This window comes from uncultured Friedmanniella sp. (genome assembly GCF_964244285.1).
In the GTDB taxonomy this organism is placed as follows: Bacteria; Actinomycetota; Actinomycetes; order Propionibacteriales; family Propionibacteriaceae; genus Microlunatus.
Map to the genome: position 1 here is coordinate 13,233 of NZ_CAXTHT010000011.1, position 21,188 is coordinate 34,420.

At 71.1% G+C, this 21,188-nt stretch carries 23 protein-coding genes and 1 tRNA gene; 12 read left to right on the top strand and 12 right to left on the bottom strand.

The features are described from left to right. Positions 1 to 7: 7 nt before the first annotated feature. The 3 genes from ACFE7W_RS18200 (at position 8) to ACFE7W_RS18210 (ending at position 2,021) form a co-directional block, all read left to right on the top strand. Positions 8 to 988 (top strand): IS481 family transposase, encoded by a 981-nt coding sequence (locus tag ACFE7W_RS18200; RefSeq protein ID WP_375426245.1) that lies wholly within the window; start codon positions 8 to 10, stop codon positions 986 to 988. A gap of 85 nt (positions 989 to 1,073) precedes the next feature. Continuing rightward, positions 1,074 to 1,238 carry a type IV toxin-antitoxin system AbiEi family antitoxin domain-containing protein gene (locus ACFE7W_RS18205; RefSeq protein ID WP_375426246.1) on the top strand — a complete coding sequence of 55 codons (165 nt, stop codon included), beginning with the start codon at positions 1,074 to 1,076 and terminating at the stop codon, positions 1,236 to 1,238. Positions 1,239 to 1,256: 18 nt separating this feature from the next. Next, complete coding sequence (locus ACFE7W_RS18210; protein WP_375426247.1) at positions 1,257 to 2,021, top strand: hypothetical protein; 765 nt, start codon at positions 1,257 to 1,259, stop codon at positions 2,019 to 2,021. Here ACFE7W_RS18210 and ACFE7W_RS18215 read toward each other — a convergent pair. The 5 genes from ACFE7W_RS18215 to ACFE7W_RS18235 form a co-directional block, all read right to left on the bottom strand. After that, a complete protein-coding gene (locus ACFE7W_RS18215) occupies positions 1,964 to 3,385 on the bottom strand; it encodes a S1C family serine protease (protein WP_375426248.1) in 1,422 nt (473 codons plus the stop codon). The two genes, ACFE7W_RS18210 and ACFE7W_RS18215, sit on opposite strands and share 58 nt — an antisense overlap. A gap of 85 nt (positions 3,386 to 3,470) precedes the next feature. After that, positions 3,471 to 4,340, bottom strand: a complete 870-nt coding sequence (locus ACFE7W_RS18220; RefSeq protein WP_375426249.1) for a rhodanese-like domain-containing protein — start codon at positions 4,338 to 4,340, stop codon at positions 3,471 to 3,473. Positions 4,341 to 4,419: 79 nt separating this feature from the next. Beyond that, entirely contained in the window at positions 4,420 to 5,217 is a 798-nt protein-coding gene (locus tag ACFE7W_RS18225) for an MBL fold metallo-hydrolase (protein WP_375426250.1), read from the bottom strand. Beyond that, positions 5,214 to 5,699: a RidA family protein gene (locus tag ACFE7W_RS18230; protein WP_375426251.1), complete on the bottom strand. Its 486-nt coding sequence runs from the start codon at positions 5,697 to 5,699 to the stop codon at positions 5,214 to 5,216. Before ACFE7W_RS18230 ends, ACFE7W_RS18225 begins: the two co-directional genes overlap by 4 nt. Beyond that, positions 5,696 to 5,863 (bottom strand): DUF4177 domain-containing protein, encoded by a 168-nt coding sequence (locus tag ACFE7W_RS18235; protein ID WP_375426252.1) that lies wholly within the window; start codon positions 5,861 to 5,863, stop codon positions 5,696 to 5,698. Before ACFE7W_RS18235 ends, ACFE7W_RS18230 begins: the two co-directional genes overlap by 4 nt. A 126-nt stretch (positions 5,864 to 5,989) precedes the next feature. On the opposite strand from ACFE7W_RS18235, the gene npdG reads away from it, so the two are divergent. From npdG to ACFE7W_RS18250, 3 genes are read left to right on the top strand one after another with little or no spacing between them, the layout of a single operon-like run. After that, complete coding sequence (npdG, locus tag ACFE7W_RS18240) at positions 5,990 to 6,640, top strand: NADPH-dependent F420 reductase (RefSeq protein ID WP_375426253.1); 651 nt, start codon at positions 5,990 to 5,992, stop codon at positions 6,638 to 6,640. Next, positions 6,637 to 7,632, top strand: a complete 996-nt coding sequence (locus ACFE7W_RS18245) for an ArsA-related P-loop ATPase (RefSeq protein WP_375426254.1) — start codon at positions 6,637 to 6,639, stop codon at positions 7,630 to 7,632. Before npdG ends, ACFE7W_RS18245 begins: the two co-directional genes overlap by 4 nt. Next, a complete protein-coding gene (locus ACFE7W_RS18250) occupies positions 7,632 to 8,810 on the top strand; it encodes an ArsA family ATPase (protein ID WP_375426255.1) in 1,179 nt (392 codons plus the stop codon). The genes ACFE7W_RS18245 and ACFE7W_RS18250 overlap by 1 nt, the downstream gene beginning before the upstream one ends. A gap of 28 nt (positions 8,811 to 8,838) precedes the next feature. On the opposite strand, the gene ACFE7W_RS18255 is transcribed toward ACFE7W_RS18250, so the two are convergent. Next, on the bottom strand, positions 8,839 to 9,105 hold the full coding sequence (locus tag ACFE7W_RS18255) for a WhiB family transcriptional regulator (protein WP_375426256.1): 267 nt from the start codon (positions 9,103 to 9,105) through the stop codon (positions 8,839 to 8,841). A 244-nt stretch (positions 9,106 to 9,349) separates the two neighbouring features. On the opposite strand from ACFE7W_RS18255, the gene ACFE7W_RS18260 reads away from it, so the two are divergent. Then, positions 9,350 to 11,809: a transglycosylase domain-containing protein gene (locus ACFE7W_RS18260; RefSeq protein WP_375426257.1), complete on the top strand. Its 2,460-nt coding sequence runs from the start codon at positions 9,350 to 9,352 to the stop codon at positions 11,807 to 11,809. Positions 11,810 to 11,824: 15 nt separating this feature from the next. Here ACFE7W_RS18260 and ACFE7W_RS18265 read toward each other — a convergent pair whose 3' ends face one another. Next, complete coding sequence (locus ACFE7W_RS18265) at positions 11,825 to 12,295, bottom strand: GatB/YqeY domain-containing protein (RefSeq protein ID WP_375426258.1); 471 nt, start codon at positions 12,293 to 12,295, stop codon at positions 11,825 to 11,827. Positions 12,296 to 12,338: 43 nt separating this feature from the next. On the opposite strand from ACFE7W_RS18265, the gene ACFE7W_RS18270 reads away from it, so the two are divergent. Then, the gene (locus ACFE7W_RS18270; RefSeq protein WP_375426259.1) at positions 12,339 to 13,289 is read left to right on the top strand and encodes a metallophosphoesterase; all 951 of its coding nucleotides are present in this window, start codon (positions 12,339 to 12,341) and stop codon (positions 13,287 to 13,289) included. A gap of 22 nt (positions 13,290 to 13,311) precedes the next feature. After that, positions 13,312 to 13,385, top strand: a tRNA-Pro gene (locus tag ACFE7W_RS18275). Positions 13,386 to 13,450: 65 nt separating this feature from the next. Here ACFE7W_RS18275 and ACFE7W_RS18280 read toward each other — a convergent pair. Beyond that, positions 13,451 to 14,080 (bottom strand): hypothetical protein, encoded by a 630-nt coding sequence (locus ACFE7W_RS18280; protein WP_375426260.1) that lies wholly within the window; start codon positions 14,078 to 14,080, stop codon positions 13,451 to 13,453. A 318-nt stretch (positions 14,081 to 14,398) separates the two neighbouring features. Further along, positions 14,399 to 15,667: an aspartate kinase gene (locus ACFE7W_RS18285; protein WP_375426261.1), complete on the bottom strand. Its 1,269-nt coding sequence runs from the start codon at positions 15,665 to 15,667 to the stop codon at positions 14,399 to 14,401. A gap of 138 nt (positions 15,668 to 15,805) precedes the next feature. Here ACFE7W_RS18285 and ACFE7W_RS18290 point away from each other — a divergent pair, with 138 nt between their 5' ends. Genes ACFE7W_RS18290 through ACFE7W_RS18300 form a run of 3 tightly spaced genes read left to right on the top strand, consistent with a single transcriptional unit; the run spans position 15,806 to position 17,966 of the window. Then, positions 15,806 to 16,357 carry a DUF1707 domain-containing protein gene (locus ACFE7W_RS18290; RefSeq protein WP_375426262.1) on the top strand — a complete coding sequence of 184 codons (552 nt, stop codon included), beginning with the start codon at positions 15,806 to 15,808 and terminating at the stop codon, positions 16,355 to 16,357. Positions 16,358 to 16,392: 35 nt separating this feature from the next. After that, positions 16,393 to 17,397, top strand: coding sequence for a Gfo/Idh/MocA family protein (locus tag ACFE7W_RS18295; protein ID WP_375426263.1), 1,005 nt, complete (start codon positions 16,393 to 16,395; stop codon positions 17,395 to 17,397). Next, on the top strand, positions 17,394 to 17,966 hold the full coding sequence (locus tag ACFE7W_RS18300) for a hypothetical protein (RefSeq protein ID WP_375426264.1): 573 nt from the start codon (positions 17,394 to 17,396) through the stop codon (positions 17,964 to 17,966). The genes ACFE7W_RS18295 and ACFE7W_RS18300 overlap by 4 nt, the downstream gene beginning before the upstream one ends. Here the strand turns inward: ACFE7W_RS18300 and recR are convergent. The 3 genes from recR to ACFE7W_RS18315 form a co-directional block, all read right to left on the bottom strand. Continuing rightward, positions 17,963 to 18,562: a recombination mediator RecR gene (gene recR / locus ACFE7W_RS18305; protein WP_375426265.1), complete on the bottom strand. Its 600-nt coding sequence runs from the start codon at positions 18,560 to 18,562 to the stop codon at positions 17,963 to 17,965. The two genes, ACFE7W_RS18300 and recR, sit on opposite strands and share 4 nt — an antisense overlap. Before the next feature lie 53 nt (positions 18,563 to 18,615). Beyond that, on the bottom strand, positions 18,616 to 18,939 hold the full coding sequence (locus tag ACFE7W_RS18310; protein ID WP_375426266.1) for a YbaB/EbfC family nucleoid-associated protein: 324 nt from the start codon (positions 18,937 to 18,939) through the stop codon (positions 18,616 to 18,618). 66 nt (positions 18,940 to 19,005) lie between these two features. Beyond that, the gene (locus ACFE7W_RS18315; RefSeq protein WP_375426267.1) at positions 19,006 to 21,174 is read right to left on the bottom strand and encodes a DNA polymerase III subunit gamma and tau; all 2,169 of its coding nucleotides are present in this window, start codon (positions 21,172 to 21,174) and stop codon (positions 19,006 to 19,008) included. Between the last annotated feature and the right edge of the window lie 14 nt (positions 21,175 to 21,188).

Here is a 21,188-nt window from a genome sequence, read left to right on the forward strand (position 1 = left end):
GGTCTTCATGTCCCACCCTAAAGCTGCGCTGTCCCCGGTCGGTCGGCTTCGCGTCGCCCGCTGTGTCGTGGACGACGGTTGGCCGCTGCGGCGGGCCGCGGAACGGTTCCAGATCTCTACGACGACCGCCGCCCGCTGGGCGGGCCGATACCGCCAGGACGGGCCGGCCGGGATGCTCGACCGGTCCTCCCGCCCCCACCGATCACCCACGCGGACTCCGACCCGCACCGAGCGGCGGATCATCAAGGTGCGGGTGCTGCGCCGGTGGGGGCCGGCGCGGATCGGCTACCTCCTCGGGCTGCATCCCTCGACGGTGCACCGGGTCCTCAGCCGTTACCGGTTGGCGCGGCTGTCGTGGCTGGACCGGGCCACCGGCCAGGTCGTGCGCCGATACGAGCATCCTCATCCCGGTGATCTGGTGCACGTCGACATCAAAAAGCTGGGCCGGATCCCCGACGGCGGCGGCTGGCGGGTCCACGGCCGGGCGGTCGGCGGGCGTAACGCCCGAGCCACCACCACCGCCCGCACAAACAGCCACCCGGTGATCGGCTACGCCTACCTCCACAACGCCGTCGACGACCATTCCCGACTCGCCTACTCCGAGATCCTTGCCGATGAACGGAAGGAGACCGCTGCCGGTTTCTGGCTGCGAGCTCAGGCCTGGTTCACCAGCTGCGGCATCACCGTTCGGCGGGTACTGACCGACAACGGCTCCTGCTACCGATCCCACGACTTCGCCACCGCTCTCGGCGAGATCACCCACAAGCGGACCCGCCCCTACCGACCCCAGACCAACGGCAAAGCGGAGCGGTTCAACCGCACCCTCCTCGACGAATGGGCCTACACCCGGCCCTACCAGTCAGAAGCAGAACGAGTCGCCGCGTTCCCCGGCTGGCTGCACACCTACAATCACCACCGCGGCCACACCGCACTCCAAGGACAACCACCCGCCAGCCGCGTCCCTAACCTGTCAGGACAGAACAGCTAGCCGTCGGGCACACGGTGACCGGAGTTGTCCACAGATTGCTCCGCAGCCCTCGAAATCGGGGGTGAGCAGACCCGACCCTTGCCGGGTGCGCGAACGTCATGTCCCCGGCCGACAGCTCCTTGCTCTGGCCGAGCAACAACACGGAGTCGTCGTCACCGAGCAGCTGGCCGGTCATGGACTGTCGCGACGCGCCGCCGAACGACTCGCCGACCAGGGCCAGTGGCAGCGCCTCGAGCGTTCGGTCATCTGACCCGGCCCGGAGATGTCGGTGCTGGTCCCGCTCCACCAGGTAAACCGTTCCCGGGGCTGCTGGCAGTTCCGGCGCGAACGTGAGGGGGTCCGGGACCTCCGCTCGCCCGGCTCACCACCGCGGACCACGGTCGAGGACACCGTCCTCGACCTCTGCGACGAGGGCTCGGCGGAGCAGGTGGTCGGCTGGGTCACGACCGCCGTCCAGACCCGTCGAACCACCCCGGCCGCCCTGCGGCGCGCACTGCGCCGGCGGCTGCGGATCCGGCACCGGAAGCTCGTGTCCGATCTGCTCGCTGATGTCGCCGTCGGCGCGGAGTCCCCGCTGGAGGTGCGCTACCTGCGCGACGCCGAGCGGGCTCACGGGCTACCGCGAGGCCAGCGCCAGGACTCCTCGACGCCGGAGTACAGCCGGGACGTCGTCTACCACCCGTACGGCCTGGTGGTGGAGCTCGACGGCCGGCTCGGGCACACCGGGATGGGCCGGTTCCGCGACATGTGGCGTGACAACCGCACCCTGCTCGAGGGACGACCGACGCTGCGTTACGGCACCGTGGACGTCGTCGGCAGCTCCTGCGAGGTCGCGGTCCAGGTCGCGACGGCGCTGACCCGGCTCGGCTGGACCGACCCGCCCACGCGCTGCCGCCGCTGCTTCCGGGTCCCGGACCAGAGTGTGTGTAGAACCTGGGTCCTGGACTCAGGACCCAGGTCTACACACTGTTTGGTCTACTGCTGGCCGAGGGTGACCTTGGCGGTCTTGGCTGCTCCGCCGCCACGGGTGTAGGTGACCGTGATCTCGGTGCCCGGGGCGTAGAAGCGGGTGGCGGCGATCAGGCCGTCGGACGTGGTCGTGGAGAAGTCGTCGACCCTGGTCACCACGTCACCCTGCTGCAGACCGGCCTTGGCCGCGGCGCCCCCGCTGGTCACGGACTGCAGAGCCACGCCGGTCGCGGTGGAGAGGTCGGAGTCCGAGCCGCCGACCGTGACGCCGAGGGCTGCGTTGACCGACTTCCCGCTGCTGATCAGCTCGCCGGAGACGCGGACGGCCACGTCGGCGGGGATGGCGAAGCCGATGCCGATGTTGCCCGACTGGGTGGTGGTGCTCGAGCTGGAGCCCGTGCTGGCGATCGAGGAGTTGATGCCGAGCACCGAACCGTTCAGGTCGACCAGCGGACCGCCGGAGTTGCCCGGGTTGATCGCGGCATCGGTCTGGACGGCGAGGTAGACCGCGTCGTCGTTGTTGCCCGAACGCACCGGACGCGCGGCGTTGGACACGATGCCGCTGGTGATCGACTCGGAGAGGCCGAGCGGGGCGCCGGCCGCGACGACAGCCTCACCCACCGTCACCGCACTCGACTTCGCGAAGACCGCCGGCGTCAGGTTCTTCACCCCGTCCACCTTGATCACCGCGAGGTCGTTGGTCTCCGAGGTGCCCACCACGGTCGCCTTCGCGGTGGTGCCGTCATGGAAGGTGACGGTGATGGTGCTCGCGCTGCTGCTCTGTCCGCTGCCGGTCTGGCCGTCCTGGCCGCCCTGGGTCTGGTCGCTGGAGGCGGCCACCGCATCGGCGACGACGTGGTCGTTGGTGAGGATGTGGCCGTCGGTGTCGAGAACGACGCCGCTGCCGATGTCGCCGGACGAGCCGCTCTGGACGGTGATCGTGACCACCGAGGGCTGGATCTTGGCGGCCGCCGCCGAGATGGTGCCGTTGAGCGTCGGCGCCTGGCTCGCGGAGGCGGTCGTCACCGAGATGGTGGACCTGCCGGCCGTCGAGTCATCCGTCAGGTACGCGTAGGAGCCGACCCCGGCGCCCGCCCCGATGAGCGCCGCGAGCGAGGCGGCCGCGATCAACGACCCGGCCCGACGCCGTGGCCTGGTAGCCAGCCCGACTGCTGAGCCGCCCGCACCGGCGCCGTAGCGGGTGTCGACCGGCCGCGGGACCAGCGGCGGCACCCCGGCCGGAGCCGGAAAGTCGGCGGCGCTGTAGCCGCCCAGCGGCTGGGTGTGCTGGTAGTCCGGCTGCGTGTTCTGGTACTCCGGCTGCGTGTTCTGGTAATCCCCCGCGACGTACTGCGGACCCGAGTAGCCAGCCGAGGGGTAGCTCCCGAAGGGGGAGGTGGGCGTTCCCGGCTGGTCGTCTGACGTCATGATTCAACCGTCGTCCCGCTCGCTGTGCGTCGCCTGTGCGTCAGGTCAGCGCCTGCTACGAGTGCCCGCGCCGCGCGGGGAACGGCTAGTTCCGGTGGGCCACGCAGAGCGCGAAGTCGGCGCAGCCGTTGCAGAGCAGGGCGTGGGCCGTGCACAGCGGGGCGACGCAGGCGCGGTAGGAGTAGGTCCGGGCACCGCAGGTCTCGCAGCCGCCGATGGCGGAGGTGTGGTCACCGAAGACGATCTGGACCCGCTCGCCGAGGACGTAGAGCGCGCCTTCCCACAGGCCGCGATCGGCGAAGGCGGTTCCGTAGGAGACGATGCCGCCGTCGAGGGCGTAGACCTGGGAAAATCCTCGCTGCACCATCAGCGAGCCGAGGATCTCCGACCGCAGGCCGCCCGCGCTGTAGATGACCACCGGTCGGTCCTCGAGCCCGTCGAACCTGCCGTTGTCCAGGTCCCGGAGGACGTCACGCGACTCGTCGGCGTCGGGCACCAGAGCCCCGCGGAAACGACCGACCTCCGAGGCGCGCCGGCTACGGCCGTCGACGAAGACGACCTCCTCACCGCTGGCCGCCACCAGGTCGTGCACCTGGTGGGGCGTGAGCTGTCGGTCCCGCCCGAGCTCGACGCCGCTGACCTGACGCTCAGCGGTTGCCCCGAAACCCGACACGTCCGCCCGAACGGAGACCGTGAGCTCGTGGGCCTCAGAGCCCCGGCCCTCGCTCCAGCTGAAGCGGACGTCGGCGAGGGTCTGGTGCTGCTTCGTCGCGGCGGCGTACTCGCCCAGCTGCTGGGGCGACCCGCCGACGATGCCGTGCAGGCCCTGGGGTGCGAGGACCACCCGGCCGCACAGGCCCAACCGGCGCCCTAGCTCGGCCTGCCACAACCCGAGCGCCTCGGGATCGGGCATCGTGCGCAGCGCGTGAAAGACGAGGAACGTCGTCGCCACCATCAGAACCCCTCACCCCGAGCGCGCCTGTCGCCTTTCCCGTCCGGGCGAAATGGCTCCACTGACCACTGACAGAAGTGTCTCAGGATCCTGGCGAAAGGGAAGAGAGGTAGTGCAGCTGAGCCCGGACCGACTGCTCGGCGGCCGGCCGGACGGAGGGGTCGAGACCGACGTAGACACGGTCGACCACCTCGGCCGGCGTCCGGGCCCCGTCGGCCAGAGCCGCCCGCACCTCGGCCAGCCGTTGCCGGCGGTGTCGGACGTAGTGCTCGAGCCGCTCCACGGGGTCGTCCACCGGCGGACCGTGCCCGGGAAGCAGCGCGACCACGCGCTCCTCGCTCACCAGTCGCTGCAGCCGGTCGAGCGAGCCCAGGTAGGCACCGAGATCGCCGTCCGGGTGGGTGATGACCGTGGTGCCGCGGCCCAGCACGGTGTCGCCGGTCAGCAGCCAGGCGGTCCCGTCCCGGCCTCGCAGCAGCAGCGAGCACGAGTCGCTGGTGTGACCGGGCGTGTGATGAACGGTCAGGCTCACCGATCCCACCACGATGACGGCCCCGTCAGGGAGCCCGTCAGGTCCGCGTTGGAAGGTGGGATCGAGCGCCCGGACGCCGCAGCCGGCCCGTCCGGCCAGCTCGGCCGCACCCTCGGAGTGGTCGGCGTGCCGGTGGGTGAGGATGACGCCGGCCAGCCGCCCGCCCGCGGCGGCCAGCACCGCGTCCAGGTGGGCCGCGATCGCCGGGCCAGGGTCGACCACCACCGGCGGTCCCTCGTCCGGGTCGCCCACCAGCCAGGTGTTGGTGCCCTCCAGCGTCATCGGTCCCGGGTTCGGCGCCCGAACCAGCCGGACGTAGCCCGGCCGGCCGGGATCGGCCGGACTCACAGGGGGCGGATGGTCGGCTTGGCGGCCACCTCGACGATCAGCTCGACCTCCACCGGCGAGTCGAGCGGCAGCACCGCCACCCCCACGGCGCTCCGCGCGTGCTTGCCGGCTCCGCCGAAGACGTCACCGAGCAGCTGGCTGGCCCCGTTCGCGACCTGGGCGTGACCGGTGAAGCCGGGGTCGCTGGCCACGAAGACCGTCACCTTCACCACCCGGAGGATCCCGTCCAGGCCCCCGACCTCGGCGGCGATGGCGGCCAGGGCGTTGAGGGCGGCCAGGCCGGCGCACTCGGCGGCACTCTCGGAGGTGACCTCGGCCCCGACCTTGCCGGTGGACGCGAGACGTCCCTCGACGCTCGGCAGCTGGCCGGAGGTGTAGACGAGGTTGCCCACCTGCACCGCCGGCACGTACGCCGCCAGCGGAGCCGCCACCTCCGGCAGCCGCAGCCCGAGCTCCTCGAGCCGCGTCGAGGGCGAGCTCATGCCGTGGCGGAGGTGATCGGCCGCTTGAGGTAGGCGACCAGGTTCTCCGGGTTCAGACCGGGTACCACCTGGACCAGCTCCCAGCCGTCCTGCCCCCAGTTGTCGAGGATCTGCTTGGTCGCGTGCACCAGCAGCGGAACGGTCACGTACTCCCACTTGGTCATGGCGCCAACCCTAGTGCGGACCGCTGACCCGTCGTCGGAGCCGCAGCACGCCTCGGCCCACGGCGGCGTGAAGCTTCTGCCTACGATGGCTCCCATGACCTCCCCGACCGGCCACGGCACCTTCCGGTGAGGGTCGGCATCCTCGGCGGCACCGGTCCCCAGGGCCGCGGCCTCACCCGACGCTTCGCCGCCGCCGGCCACACCGTGGTCATCGGCAGCCGGTCCGCGGAACGGGCAGCCGAGGTGGCGGCCGGGTACGCCGACGTGGGTGCGGTCAGTGGCGGCACGAACGCTGACGCCGCGGCGGCCGACCTGGTGGTCGTGACCGTCCCGTACGAAGGACACGCCGAGCTGCTCACTGGACTCCGCGACGCCCTCGCCGACAAGATCGTCGTCGACAGCGTGAACCCCCTGGGTTTCGACGGCCAGGGACCGTACGCGTTACCGGTCCGGGCCGGCTCGGCCGCGCAGGAGGCGCAGCAGATCCTGACAGCGTCCACGGTCGTGGCGGCGTTCCACCACGTGAGCGCGGTGCTCCTGGACGACCCGGCGGTGACGCGGATCGAGGGGGACGTCCTGGTCCTGGGCGAGGACCGGGAGGCCGTCCGGATCGTCTGCGAGCTGGCGACCGCCATCCCCGGAGCGCGCGGTCTGTACGCCGGCCGGCTGCGGAACGCCGGCCAGGTCGAGGCCTTCACGGCCAACCTGATCGCGATCAACCGGCGGTACAAGGCGCACGCGGGGCTGAGCATCACCGACCTGCCCGCCTCCTCGTGAGCCAGGCATCCCGAGCCGGCACCCGGACGGCTCCCGGCCCCCGGCACGGTCTGCACATCGTCAGCGGCAAGGGCGGAACGGGCAAGACCACGATCGCCGCCGCCCTCGCCTGCGCCCTGGCCACCGACGGTCGCCGGGTGCTGCTCTGCGAGGTCGAGGGCCGGGGCGGCATCGCCGAGCTGTTCGGCGCACCTGCGCTGGTCGGCGACGAGGAGCGCCGGCTGGTCCGCACCCCCGCCGGCGGCCACGTGCACGGCCTGTCGATCGACGCCGAGGACGCCCTGCTGGAGTACCTCGAGACCTTCTACCACCTGGGGCTGGCCGGCCGCGCCCTCGACCGGTTCGGGGCCATCGACTTCGCGACGTCGATCGCTCCCGGGCTGCGGGACGTGCTGCTCACCGGCAAGGTCTACGAGGCGGTGCGGCGTGGTCCGACCGGCCGCCCGGGGGCCTACGACGCGGTCGTGCTGGACGCACCGCCCACCGGTCGGATCTCGCAGTTCCTGAACGTGCACGAGGCCGTGTCGGGACTGGCCCGGGTGGGTCCGATCCGCAACCAGGCGGACTCGATCATGACCGTGCTGCGCTCCCCCACCACCGTGGTGCACCTGGTCACCCTGCTCGAGGACATGCCGGTCACCGAGACCGAGGAGGCCGTCGTGGCGCTGCGACCCACCCGGATCGCCGTCGGCGCCGTGATCGAGAACATGGTCAGCCCGACCCCACTCGACCCCGATGAGCTGCATCAGGCCGCGGCCGGCACCCTGCCGCTCGCGGTGCCGGGCTGGTCGGAGGCCCAGAACCGCGCGCTCGCGGCCGAGTTCGCGACCGACGCCGCCCGGATCCTGCAGCAGCAGGGCCGGCACGACCGGCTGACCGGCCTGTCGCTGCCCCTGGTCGCCGTCCCCTTCGACCCGGCCGGGATCGACGAGGCCGCCCTCTTCTCCATCGCGGACCAGCTGCAGGCCCAGCTCCAGCTCGAGGCCGCCTGATGGCCCGGCAGGCGAGGCGGCCCAAGGTCGTGGCGGCCCCCGTCGCCTTCTTGGACCTGGACGCGGTGATCGCCGACCGGGAGACCGAGATCGTCATCTGCTGCGGCTCGGGCGGGGTGGGCAAGACCACCACCTCGGCCGCGCTGGCGCTGCGGGCCGCCGAGGCCGGCCGCAAGGTCGTCGTGCTGACCATCGACCCGGCGCGCCGGCTGGCCCAGTCCCTCGGGCTCGGCGAGCTGGACAACACCCCGCGCCCGGTGCTGGGCGTCGACACCGCCGCCGGCGGCAGCCTCGACGCGATGATGCTGGACATGAAGCGGACGTTCGACGACGTCGTGGCGGCTCACTCGACTCCCGAACGCGCTCAGGAGATCTTGTCCAACCCGTTCTACGAGGCGCTCTCCTCCTCCTTCTCCGGGACGCAGGAGTACATGGCGATGGAGAAGCTCGGCCAGCTGCACGAGCAGTCGGTGACCGAGGGCCGCTCGGCGACGGACGCCCGGTGGGACCTGATCGTGGTGGACACGCCCCCGTCCCGTTCGGCGCTGGACTTCCTCGACGCACCGGAGCACCTGAGCACGCTGCTGGACGGACGCTTCCTGCGGCTGCTGCTCGCCCCCGCCCGCGGTCCGCTGCGGCTGATGAGCGTCGGCTTCACCCTGGTGTCCTCGGCGATGAACAAGATCCTGGGCACCCAGATCATCCGTGACCTGCAGACTTTCGTCGCGGCCTTCGAGGCGCTGTTCGGCGGCTTCCGGGCGCGGGCCGACGTCACCTACCGGCTGCTGTCCTCGCGGCACACCACGTTCGTCGTGGTGGCGACCCCACAGCGCGACGCCCTCCGCGAGGCGGCCTACTTCGTGGACCGGCTGACCGAGGAGCAGATGCCGCTCTCGGGGCTGGTGGTCAACCGCATCCACACGAGCGCGCTGAGCATCTCGGCCGACCGGGCGCGCTCGCTTGCCGAGGACCTGCCCGAGGAGGCCCGGATCGAGGTCGAGGCCCTCCGCCGGCACGCCGACCTGATGCGGGTGGTCGAGTCCGAGCAGCAGCTTCTCAGTCGCTTCTCCGGGTCACGGTCGCAGGTGGCCCGCACCCTGGTGGAGACTCTGCCCACCGACGTGACCGACCTGGACAGCCTTCGCCAGGTCGGTGCGCTGCTGGCGAAGCAGGACTGAGGCCTGCTCCGCCCGCCGTCGTCGTCGATCAGGTCCGGTTGACCAACAACGCACTCCAGGACGTGACGTCGGACCGCTGACGCAGCAGCAACCGGCGCTCACGCTCGGTCATGCCGCCCCACACCCCCCACTCGATCCGGTTGTCGAGCGCCTCCGCGAGGCACTCGTAGCGGACCGGGCAGCCGGCGCAGATCTGCCGGGCCCGCTTCTGGTCGGCCGCCTCCGGAAAGAGGCCGTCCTCCAGACCCCGACACTTGGCGCGCGTGGTCCAGTCCTGCTCGTGCATGGTGGTCATGTCTCTACTTCCCCTTGGGCGAAGTCGCACCAGGCTTCCCCGGCCTGATCGGTACGACGCTCGTATGCTAAGGATGGTTCTCAGGCTCTGGCTAGGGGTAGGAGTTGAACCTTTTCCTATTCGTGACCTTTTCCCACGCCTCCGGGAGGTCCACGCCGGAGGCTGAAGTCACAGCCCAGACACAGGTCACGCAGACACCCCTGAGATTTCGGTGTGGCAGGAATCCTCCCGTACCCTGGCTCGCATGCCATTCAGCCCGAAGCGCGCGGGGAGCGTCGTGTACTCGCTGGTGATGTTCGTCATCGTCAGCGTGCTCGCGGGGGTTCTGATCGCAGGACTCTTCGTCCCCGTCGCCGGCATGGCCGGCGTCAGCAGCAAGGCGGCCGCGGCCGAGCTCGAGAGCCTGCCAGCCGAGCTCTCCACTCCGGCGCCGCCGACCCGCTCCCGGGTCCTGATGGGCGACGGCAAGACGCTGGCCTACTTCTACGACGAGGACCGTGTCCCGGTCACGTTGAGCCAGGTGGCGCCCGTGATGCGGCAGGCCCAGCTGGCCATCGAGGACCACCGCTACTACGAGCACGGAGCCCTCGACGTCAAGGGCACGCTGCGGGCGCTGGTCCGCAACTCCACTACCGACTCCGGCACCCAGGGTGGCTCCTCCATCACCCAGCAGTACGTGAAGATGGTGCAGATCGAGGCGTGCAAGGGCGAGGTCAAGTGCGTCAAGCAGGCGCAGGTGCGGACGCTGAAGCGCAAGATCCGCGAGCTCCGCTACGCCATCGCCCTCGAGCGCAAGTTCAGCAAGGACGAGATCCTCGAGCGCTACCTGAACATCGCCTACTACGGCGACGGCGCCTACGGCATCCAGTCCGCCGCCAAGCACTACTTCGGGGTGACCGCGAAGAAGCTGACCCTGCCCGAGGCGGCCATGCTGGCCGGACTGGTGCAGAACCCGGACTCCTACAACCCGGTCACCCATCCGGCGGCCGCCCTGGACCGACGCGACGTCGTGCTCAACCGGATGACCGAGCTCAAGCTGATCACCTCAGCCCAGGCCAAGAAGGCGAAGAAGGTCGAGTTCGACCCGAAGGACGGCAAGGTCGTCCACGCCGGCTGCCTGGACACCCGTTACCCCTTCCTGTGCGACTACGTCCGGCTCACGCTGCTGCAGAGCCCGGCCCTGGGCAAGACCGAGGCCGAACGGCGGGACGCGCTCTACCGCGGCGGGCTCACCATCCAGACCGCGATCGACCCCAAGACCCAGGACCTCGCGCAGAAGAAGGTCTCCTCGGTCGTCTCTCCGACCGACCCGCTGATCTCGACCATGAACATGATCCAGCCCGGGACCGGCCTGATCGTGGCCTCGGCCCAGAGCCGCCCGGTGATGGGCCGCAGCAAGAAGAAGGGCCAGACCTACTGGAACCTGTCGGCCGACGTCGAGCACGGCGGCATCCAGGGCTACCAGGCCGGGTCGACCTTCAAGGCCTTCACCATGGCGGCGGCCCTGGAGAAGGGCATCCCGATCAGCAAGAAGTTCAACGCCCGCTCGCCCATCGACTTCTCGGGCCGCAGCTACGAGTCCTGCGCCGGGCAGACCCACGTCTACGGCGACTTCAAGGTCGGCAACTCCGTCACCGGTCACAGCAAGACCATCAACATGACCGAGGCCGCGGAGTACTCGGTGAACACCTACTTCGTCCAGCTCGAGCTGGCGGCCGGCATGTGCAACGTGACCAAGATGGCGCAGAACCTCGGCGTCAAGGTGGGTCACCCCATCGGTCAGCCCGCCGTCGACATCGTCAAGGAGTTCAACGACAAGCCGTCGTTCACCCTGGGCACGGCCGAGGTGAGCCCGATGTCGATGGCCGAGGCCTACGCCACCTTCGCGGCGCGCGGGGTGCACTGCGACCCGATCATCGTCTCCAAGATCACCAACCGGGCCGGCAAATCCATTCCGGTGCCGAGCGCCAACTGCAAGCAGGTCCTGGACCCCGACGTCGCCGACGGGGTCAGCAAGATCCTGAAGTCCGTGATGGACCACGGCACGGGTACCCGCGCCAAGGTGCTCAACGGGTACGACCAGGCCGGCAAGACGGGCACGATCGACAGCAACCGCGCCGTGTGGTTCGCCGGCTACACCCCCGAGACGGCCGGCGTCGCCATGATCAGCGTCGACGGCACCCGCAAGCCCTTCGACAAGGACAAGGCCGGCTACCGCAGCACCGGGGTGAAGAACTACTACGTGAGCGACACCCAGCAGCTGCTCGAGGGCTCGGGTAGCGGCGACGCCGGCATGAAGATCTGGAAGCCGGTGATGGAGAAGTACCTGAAGTCGCTGCCGGACACCAAGTTCAAGCAGCCCTCGCACCGGCTCGAGGTCGGCAAGAAGGTCAAGCTGCCCTACCTCGGCTACGACATCAGCGCCGCCACCAAGAAGCTGGAGAAGGCGGGCTTCACCGTCGAGAAGCGCTACGTCTACAGCTCGCGCGACAAGTACTCGTTCCTGGGCTGGTCGCCGAACTCCTTCGCCACGGTGCCGCAGTACAGCACCGTCTACGCCAACTTCTCCAAGGGCAAGGACCCCGCCATCGCGAAGGCCAAGAAGGCGCGCGACAAGGCCGAGGCCGCCGCAAAGAAGAAGGCCGCCGCCGAGGCGAAGAAGAAGGCCGCCGAAGCCAAGAAGAAGAAGAAGGCTGGCGGCTAGCTCGCTCGGCCGGGGTCAGCCCGCCAGCTGCCGCCGCACCTCGGTCGCCACGGCACCACCGTCGGCCTTGCCCCGGGTCTGGGGCGTGAGCACGCCCATCACCTTGCCCATCCCCCTGGGTCCGAGGGGGGCAGCCCCGGTCTGCTCGATCGCGGCGCTGACGAGGGTGCTGATCTCCTCCGCGCTCAGCTGCGCGGGCAGGTAGTCCGCCAGCACGCCCGCCTCGGCCCGCTCCTTGTCGGCCAGCTCGGCGCGGCCGGCGGACAGGAAGGCCTCCTCGGCCTCCCGCCGCTTCTTCGCCTCCCGGACGACCACGTCGAGCACCTGCTGGTCGGAGAGCACCACCGCCTGCTTGCCGGCCACCTCGGCCTCGCTGATCGCCGCCAGCACCATCCGGATCGTGCCGGCCCGGAGCTTGTCCCGCCCGCGGATGGCCGCGGTCAGGTCGGTCCGGAGACGGTCCTTGAGTGGGGTGTCGGGCGCCATGCCCTCCAGTCTGTCAGGGCGTCGCCCTTGTAGCCTTCCGGTTATGTCGACCACCTCCGCCGCGACGGTCCTCGGACGGAGCGCGCTCGGCGCCGTCGGGGTCGGAGCCGCCTGCCTGGCGTACGCGAGCCTGTACGAGGTGAGGGCTTTCGTCCTGCGCCGGGTCGTGGTGCCGATCCTGCCCGCCGGAGCCGGGCCGGTCCGGGTGCTGCAGATCTCCGACCTGCACCTGACTCCCGGCGCGCGCGCCCGGCAGGAGTGGGTCGCCGGGCTGGCGGCCCTCGAGCCCGACCTGGTGATCGACACCGGTGACAACCTCGCCCACCCCGAGGCTGTGCCCTACGTGCTCCGCAGCCTGGGTCGGCTGCTGGAGGTGCCCGGGGTCTTCGTGTGGGGCTCGAACGACTACTACGCACCCACCTTCAAGAACCCGCTGAGCTACCTCACCCGCCCGAGCGAGCCGCGTCGGATGACCAAGCAGGAGTTGCCCTGGCGCGACCTCGGGGCCGGCTTCGAGCGCGCCGGCTGGACCGACCTGACGCACCGGCGGACGACGCTGCAGATCCAGGGCGTCCGGATCGGGTTGTGCGGCACCGACGACGGGCACCTGCGCCTGGCCCGCTACGCGGAGGTAGCCGGTCCGGTCGACCGGGACGCGGTCGACGTCAGCCTGGCCGTCACCCACGCGCCCTACCTGGCGCTCCTCGACCCGATGGCCGCGGACGGTCACGACCTGATCGTCGCCGGCCACACCCACGGCGGCCAGGTCTGCGTCCCGGGCTACGGCGCCCTGGTGACCAACTGCGACCTCGACCCGAAGCGGGTCAAGGGCCTCTCCCAGCACACCTCCGGCGGCCACACGTCGTGGCTGCACGTCTCCGCAGGCCTGGGCACCTCGCCTTACACGCCGGTGCGGTTCGCCTGCCGACCAGAGGCCACCCTGCTCACCCTGGTCGCCGTCGACGATGCGGATCCCGCGCCGCTCATGGGCTAGACTCTCCGAGGCTCTTGGGCCACGGGGTGTGGCGCAGCTTGGTAGCGCGCGTCGTTCGGGACGACGAGGTCGCAGGTTCAAATCCTGTCACCCCGACTGTGTGAACCAGGACTGATCGCGGTCTTCGGATGAGCCCCTCGGCGGGCTCGCAACGTCCAGGGCTAGGGCACCGTGATCCGATGATGACCCGGCTGGCGCACGGCGCCGCTCGGCGAGCCGAACCAGAGCCGCTCCAGGTGCAGCAGCCGAAGGTCCGCCAGACCCAGCGATCTCGCCACCGAGGACACCGGCTTGACCAGGTGGGCGTCCGGGCAGTGATTGGGCTGGTGGTAGTAGACCGCCTGGGTCAGACCGTCCTCGTGCAACCCGACCATGCCGCCGATGGCCTGGGCACCCGGAGCCAGGCCCTCCTCGGCTAGTTGCGCGGCAAGACCGGTCAGGTCCCGGCGGCGTGGTACCCGGCCCAGGAGCACCTCGACCCGGACCGCGTCGTCGGAGCCTCCATCCCCGAAGACCGTGACCCCGTCGTAGTTGTCGAAGCTGACGTCACCGGCGAAGACGCGGGCGCTCTCGACCCACCACTGGCCCTGCTCCATGCGGTCGCTGTTGTGCCGGGCGTCGGCCGCCGAGGCAAAACGCACGAACGAGACCAGCTCGCCGTCCCGGGTGACGCCGGCCGTCGTGCCGAGCCAGCCGCGGGCGGCAGGAGCGAGGTCGTGCAGCCAGAGGTCGAGACGCGCGAACGTCTCCTCCGGGTCGCGCACCACACCGCGCACCACCTGGACGAACACGTCGACTCACCGCCCGCCTGCCCTGACCACGCTGCCAAGGACTTGCCCTGCCCCCATCATGCCCCTGCCGGGACCGCTGCGGGAGTGGACCGCCGAGCAATCGAGTGAGCTCCCCGGCGCAACGGTGAGATGCGCCGGGGAACCCCTCGCCCCTGTGCGGTGATGCATCGCCTGTTGGTTCCAGACGTCCAGGCCCACTGCGGTACTACCCGGGGACCTGCATCTGCCGGTTATTCGACACCCCGCCGGGAGAGGTTTGGTGCTCAGGCGAGGTTTCTTCTCGCCCGCCGGACCGCGCCGGCCGTTCTCACGTTGTCCTCAGCGTCCGGTTCCGGCGTAGACCACGGCCTCAGCATCCTCGCTGTCGAGGCCGAAGGCGGTGTGCGCGGCCACGACGGCGCGATCGACGTCGTCCTGGTCGACGACCACCGAGATCCGGATCTCCGAGGTCGAGATCATCTCGATGTTGACCTCCGCGCTGGCCAGCGCGGTGAAGAACTTGGCCGTCACGCCCGGGTGGGAGCGCATCCCGACCCCGACCACCGACACCTTGCCGATCAGGTCGTCGTACAGCACGTCGGTGAAGCCGACACTGGCTTTGAGCGCGTCCAGCGTCGCCATCGCGGCGGGCCCGTCGGTCTTCGGCAGGGTGAACGAGATGTCGGTGCGACCGGTCTCCACCGCCGAGACGTTCTGCACGATCATGTCGATGTTGATCTCCGTGGCGGCCACCGCCTCGAAGATCCGAGCCGCCTCGCCCACCCTGTCGGGGACCCCGACGATGGTGATCTTGGCCTCGCTCCGGTCGTGGGCCACGCCTGAGATGATCGCCTGCTCCATCGCGCTTCCTTCTGTCCGTTCTTGCACCCAGGTGCCCTCGAGGCTGGAGAACGAGGACCGGACGTGCACCCGGACGTTCTCCCGACGCGCGTACTCCACGCAGCGCAGATGCAGGATCTTGGCGCCGCAGGCGGCCATCTCCAACATCTCCTCGTAGCTGATGTCAGGGATCCGACGCGCGCTGGGCACGATCCGCGGGTCGGCGGTGTAGACCCCGTCCACGTCGGTGTAAATCTCGCAGAAGTCCGCACCCAGGGCGGCGGCCAGCGCCACGGCCGTGGTGTCGGAGGCGCCGCGGCCGAGGGTCGTGACGTCCTTGGTGTCCTGGGCGACGCCCTGGAAGCCGGCGACGATCACGATGTCGTCGAGGTCGAGCGCGCTGGTGATCCGACCGGGGGTGATGTCGATGATCCGGGCGTTGCCGTGGGTCCCGGTGGTGATGATGCCCGCCTGGGAGCCGGTGAGCGACCGGGCGTGCAGGCCCTGGTCGTGGATGGCCATGGCGAGCAGTGCCGCGCTCATCCGCTCACCCGCGGTCAGCAGCATGTCGAGCTCGCGCGGCGGGGGCAGCGGCGAGACCTGCAGGGCCAGATCCATCAGCTCGTCGGTGGTGTCTCCCATCGCGGAGATGACGACCACGACGTCGTTACCGGCCTGCTTGGTGGCGACCACCCGCTTGGCCACGCGCTTGATGCTGTCGGCGTCGGCGACGGAGGACCCTCCGTACTTCTGCACTACCCGACCCACACCGACTCCTCCAGCTCAGCCTCGGCCCGGCGGCAACGCCCACTGCGGCCGCCTCGACCGCGGCCCACTGTAGTGCTCGAGGGGCGGGACGCCGGCTGGCGCCGAACCCCGGACACTCCTGGGTGGAATACTCCAGGGGTGACCGTGCCTGGGAACCCATCGGCGGACCTGCCCGGCGACCGGCCGGCCGAGCTGCAGCGTCGGATCGGCGACGCCGAGCGTGACCGCGCGGCCAGCTACCTCCAGGAGCACATGGCCCAGGGCCGGCTGGACGCCGAGGAGTTCGACGAGCGGCTGACCAGGGCGCTCGGGGCCAAGACCGCCGCCGACCTGGAGCCCCTGTTCACCGACCTGCCCGAGCCCCGGCCGGCCGAGCTCGTCGCGCCGGCCCCCTTCACTCCGCCGCCCTGGTCGGGAGCGGGCGCCGCCGTCCCGGCTCCGGTACCCGCGCCCGCCCCGGTCGCCTCGACGTCCGTTCAGCGCGAGGGCATGCCGCGCGCAGCTGCGATCGCCCTGGCTGCGGTCTGGCCGGCCGCCATCATCCTCTCCTTCGCCACCGACTTCCGGTTCTGGTGGATCTGGGTAGTCGCGGCCATGCTGACGGTGTTCGTCCGGAAGGCGTTCGGGCCAGGCTCCGACCACCCTGACCTGCACGGGCGCAACGACGGGCCCCCCTCGCTCGGCCGCTGAGCCGGGCCGCGGTTCGCCGCGCCTAGAGTGGCGAGGTGACCAGCGCACGCACCGTCCGGTGGGGCATCATCGGACCGGGTCGGATCGCCCGCAACGTGGTGCGGGACTTCGTCCACGTCGACGGGGCCGAGGCGGTGGCGGTGGCCAGTCGCTCGCCGGAACGGGCGCAGTCCTTCGCCGACGAGTTCGGGCTCGCCGCCGCGTACGGGTCCTACCGCGAGATCATCGCGGCGGACGACCTGGACGTCCTCTACATCGCCACGCCCCACCCGCAGCACCTGGTCGTTGCGGTCGCCGCGCTCGAGGCAGGCAAGGCCGTCCTGGTCGAGAAGACCTTCGCGGCCACGCTGGCCGGGGCCGAACGCATGGTGGCGACGGCCCGTGAGCACGGCGTCTTCGCCATGGAGGCGATGTGGACGCGCTTCCTGCCGGCCATCGTGGCCGCGCGGACGCTGATCGAGGACGGCGTGATCGGTGAAGTGCGCCAGGTCCAGGCCGACCTCGGCGTCGACCGGCCGTTCGACCCGACGGACCGGCTCTACGACCCGGCCCAGGGCGGGGGCGCGCTGCTCGACCTCGGCGTCTACGTGGTCTCCTTCGCGCAGTACTTCCTCGGCTCGCCTGACCGGGTCGTGGCCAGCGGCTCCCTCGCCCCGACCGGCGTGGACGCCGAGGCGGGCCTGCTCCTCGGGTACGCGGACGGGCGAGCGGCGACCCTGCTCGCCACCGTCAAGCACCAGACGCCGGGGGCGGCCAGGATCCACGGCACCGACGGCTGGATCGACGTCCACCCGCGCTTCCACCACCCCACCACGATCGTGCTGACGCGCCGAGGGCACGACCCCGAGACGATCACCCGACCACCCCGGGGCGGCGGCTACGCCCACGAGCTCGCCGAGGTGACGCAGGCGGTCGCCGCCGGCCGTCTCGAGAGCGCCGTGATGCCGCTGGACGACACGCTCGCGGTCCAGCGGATCCTCGAGGACGCCGCCGCCCAGCTCGGCGTCACCCAGCACGACGACACGGAGATGACCCTGTGACCACCATCGACGGCGAGAGCGTCTTCGCCGACTCCCCCGCCCGGATCAGCTTCGACGCACAGCCACCCGAGTCGCGGCCGGAGCCGTCGCTGCTGGTGATCGGCGCGGTGACCGGCGCCTCCGCGTCTCTCGCGGTGATGTTCATCTACCAGCTGCTGCGGGTGAGCTGGGCCCTGGTGCACGAGGTGACCCGCTCGGGCGCTGTGGCGGCCAGCGGCCTCGAAAGCCCAGACCGGATCTTCGGGGTGGAGGTCGTCGGCGGCCTGCTCAGCCTGGCGCCGTCGATCCTGGCCGGCGCGGTCCTGGGCGCCGTCACGGGCGGCATCGTGATGTGGAGCCAGCGCCGTCAGGGGCTGATCCGCTCCTGGCTCACCGGCAGCCTGGTGGCCTACGTCGCCGCGCTGCTCGTCAACATCACGGTGCTCGCCCGGCACCGCGGCGCGCCCCTGCAGTTCCTGGAGTGGCGTCGGCTGATCGGACTGCCGTCCCTGCTGTTCGTGCTCATCTTCGGCGGCATCGGGGTCTACCTGTACCTGCGGCAGACGCGCGGCCCCGGGCGGACTGGCTAGACCTCGACGAACCGCCGCCCCTCGAAGGCCCGGCCCAGGGTGACCTCGTCGGCGTACTCGAGGTCGCCACCCACCGGCAGACCGCTGGCCAGCCGGCTCACCCGGACACCCAGCGGCAGCAGCAGCCGGCTCAGGTAGGTGGCGGTGGCCTCACCCTCGAGATTGGGGTCGGTGGCCAGGATGACCTCGGTGACGGTGCCGTCGGCCAGCCGCAGGCACAGCTCGCGGATCTTCAGGTCAGCCGGACCGATGCCGTCGATGGGGCTGATGGAGCCACCGAGCACGTGGTAGCGGCCGCGGAACTCCCGGGTGCGCTCGACCGCGACGACATCCTTGGACTCCTCGACCACGCAGATCGTCGCCGGGTCCCGGCGCGGGTCGCGGCAGATCCGGCACTGCGCCTCCTCGGAGACGTTGAAGCAGATCTCGCAGAAGCGGACGGTGTCCTTGACCAGCTTCAGCACGTCCGCGAGCCGCTGGACGTCCTCGGGGTCGGCGGCCAGGATGTGGAAGGCCAGCCGCTGGGCGCTCTTCGGACCGATCCCGGGCAGCCGCCCGAGCTCGTCGATCAGATCCTGGACCGGACCTTCGTACACTCCTGCTCCTCCACCTGCTGTCGTGCCCGCTCAGACCTTCGCCTCCGGAGGAGTCAGAACGGCAGCCCGCCGCCGCCCATGCCGCCCGCCAGCGGACCGAGCTTGGCCGCTGCGAGGGCCTGGGACTTGCCCGTCGCGTCCCGGACGGCCGCGAGGACCAGGTCGGCGAGGGTCTCGGTGTCCTCCGGGTCGACGGCCTCGGGCTTGATCACCAGACCGACCAGCTCACCGGCACCGGTGATCGTGGCCGTGACCAGGTCGCCACCCGCGGTGCCGTCCACCCGCGCCTCGGCCAGCTCGGCCTGGGCAGCGAACAGCTGCTGCTGCATGGCCTGGGCCTGAGCCAGGAAGCCGGACATGTCACCTTCGGGAATCATGGACGCTCCTCGGCTGTGCTGATCTGCTGAGTTCGGACGTGCGGGGGTCGGGCTGCGCAGCCCACCCTATGCGCGTTCCTCTTCCTCACTGATGATCTCCGCCCCGAGGTGGCGCGCCAGCAGCTCGGTATGGGACTCCGTGGAGTCCTCGAGGTCGCTGTCGAGCCGGCTGACCCCGGCGTCGCGGTCGTCGGCCGAGCCCCCGGCCGCACCGCCTTGTCGGGTCGGACGGATCTCCTGCCGGATCCGCTCCCGGCCGGCCGGGTCGCGTTCGGGACGGAACGGCGGTGCGCTCTCCGCGGGAGGCGCGGGAGCGGGCGCCGGCGCGTCCCACGAGGCGGCAGCCTGCTCGCTGACCGGGACGGGACGGGCGGCCGGTGTGGGCGAGGTGGGGCCACCCTCGACCATCGTCTCGATCCGGAAGTCGGCCCCGAGGACGACGACCAGCGCCTCCCGCAGCACGTCCTCGTTGCCGCCGCGGGAGAAGCTGTCCCGCGCGCCGACGTTGGCCATGGCCAGCACCATCGTGCCGTTCCGCAGCTCGGAGACCTGGGCGTTCTGGCTGAGCAGGATCCAGGTGAAGCGGCGCTTGCCCTTGACCTCCTCCAGGACCTCGGGCCAGAGCCGTCGGACGTCGGTGACCGAGAGCTGGTCGTCGGGCGCGCTGTTCGCCGGCGCGGTGGCCCCGAGCGCGGTGTCGTCCGACCCGCCCCCCGCCGGTCCACGGAGGTCTGTCTGGTCCTCGCGGGGCTGGGCGGCCTGGGCAGACTCCGCGGCGGGAGCCGGTGGTGATGCTGGTTCAGTCGGCGAGAGGGCAGGCTCGGGCTCGACGGGCGCCGCCGGCGCTGGTGCGGGCGTTGCCGCCAGTGCCGGTCCTGGTGCCGGCTCCGGCAAGGGGGCCCGGTCGACGGGGGCAACGGGGGTGGCGGCCGGGGTGGCCACCTCGGCCGCCGTGCCGGGCATACCGAGCCGACGTTCCAGCCGGTCGAGCCGGGCGTGCACCCCCCGCTGGTCGACGTCGGCCCCCGGGAGCAGCACCCGCGCGCACATCAGCTCCAGGTGCAGCCGGGGTGCGGTCGTCCCCCGCATGTCGGTCAGCCCGGCGGCGATCACCTCGGCCGCGCGGGTCAGCTCGCCCGGCCCCAGCGCAGCGGCCTGGGACGAGAGCCGCTCGGCCTGATCGGCCGCGACGTCCACCAGCCCCGAGCGCAGGGCGTCCGGGACGGCCGCCACGATGACCAGGTCACGGAGCCGCCGCAGCAGGTCCTCGGCGAAGCGACGCGGGTCCTGGCCCACCTCGATCACCTTGTCGACGCAGGAGAACACCCCTCCGGCGTCACCGGCAGCGAAGGCGTCCACGAACTCGTCCAGCAACGAGTCGGGGGTGTAGCCGAGCAGGGCCGTCGCCTGCCGGTACGCAACACCGGACGCCTCGGCGCCGCCCAGCAGCTGGTCGAGCACCGAGAGCGAGTCGCGGACCGAGCCCGCGCCGGCGCGGACGACCAACGGCAGCACGGCCGGCTCGACCGTGATGCCCTCGGCCGCACACAGCTTGCCGAGGTAGTCGGTAAGCACCCGCGGCGGCACGAGCCGGAAGGGGTAGTGGTGGGTGCGGGACCGGATCGTGCCGATCACCTTGTCGGGTTCGGTGGTGGCGAAGATGAACTTGACGTGCGGCGGCGGCTCCTCGACCAGCTTGAGCAGGGCGTTGAAGCCCGCCGTGGTCACCATGTGCGCCTCGTCGACGATGTAGATCTTGTAGCGGCTCTGCACGGGGGCGAAGAAGGCGCGTTCCCGGAGGTCGCGGGCGTCGTCGACGCCACCGTGGCTGGCCGCGTCGATCTCGATCACGTCGATGCTGCCGGCGGCGCCCCGGGCCAGGTCCAGGCAGGAGCGACAACGCCCGCACGGCTCGGCCCGCGGACCCTGCTCGCAGTTCAGGCAGCGCGCCAGGATGCGGGCCGAGGTGGTCTTGCCACAGCCGCGGGGACCGGAGAACAGGTACGCGTGGTTGACCCGGTTGTTGGTGAGCGCGCGCTGCAGCGGCTCGGTCACGTGCTCCTGGCCGATCACGTCGGCGAAGGTGTCCGGGCGGTAGCGTCGGTAGAGGGCGAGCGGCGCGGCCGGTCGCGGCGACGGATCCTCCGGCGCACCGCCGAAGAAAGCCTCGTCCTGAGTGTGCTCGATCTCCTCAGGCCCGGCCTCGGCATCCCCCGCGAGCAGCTCTTCCTCCACGGGCACGACCCTAT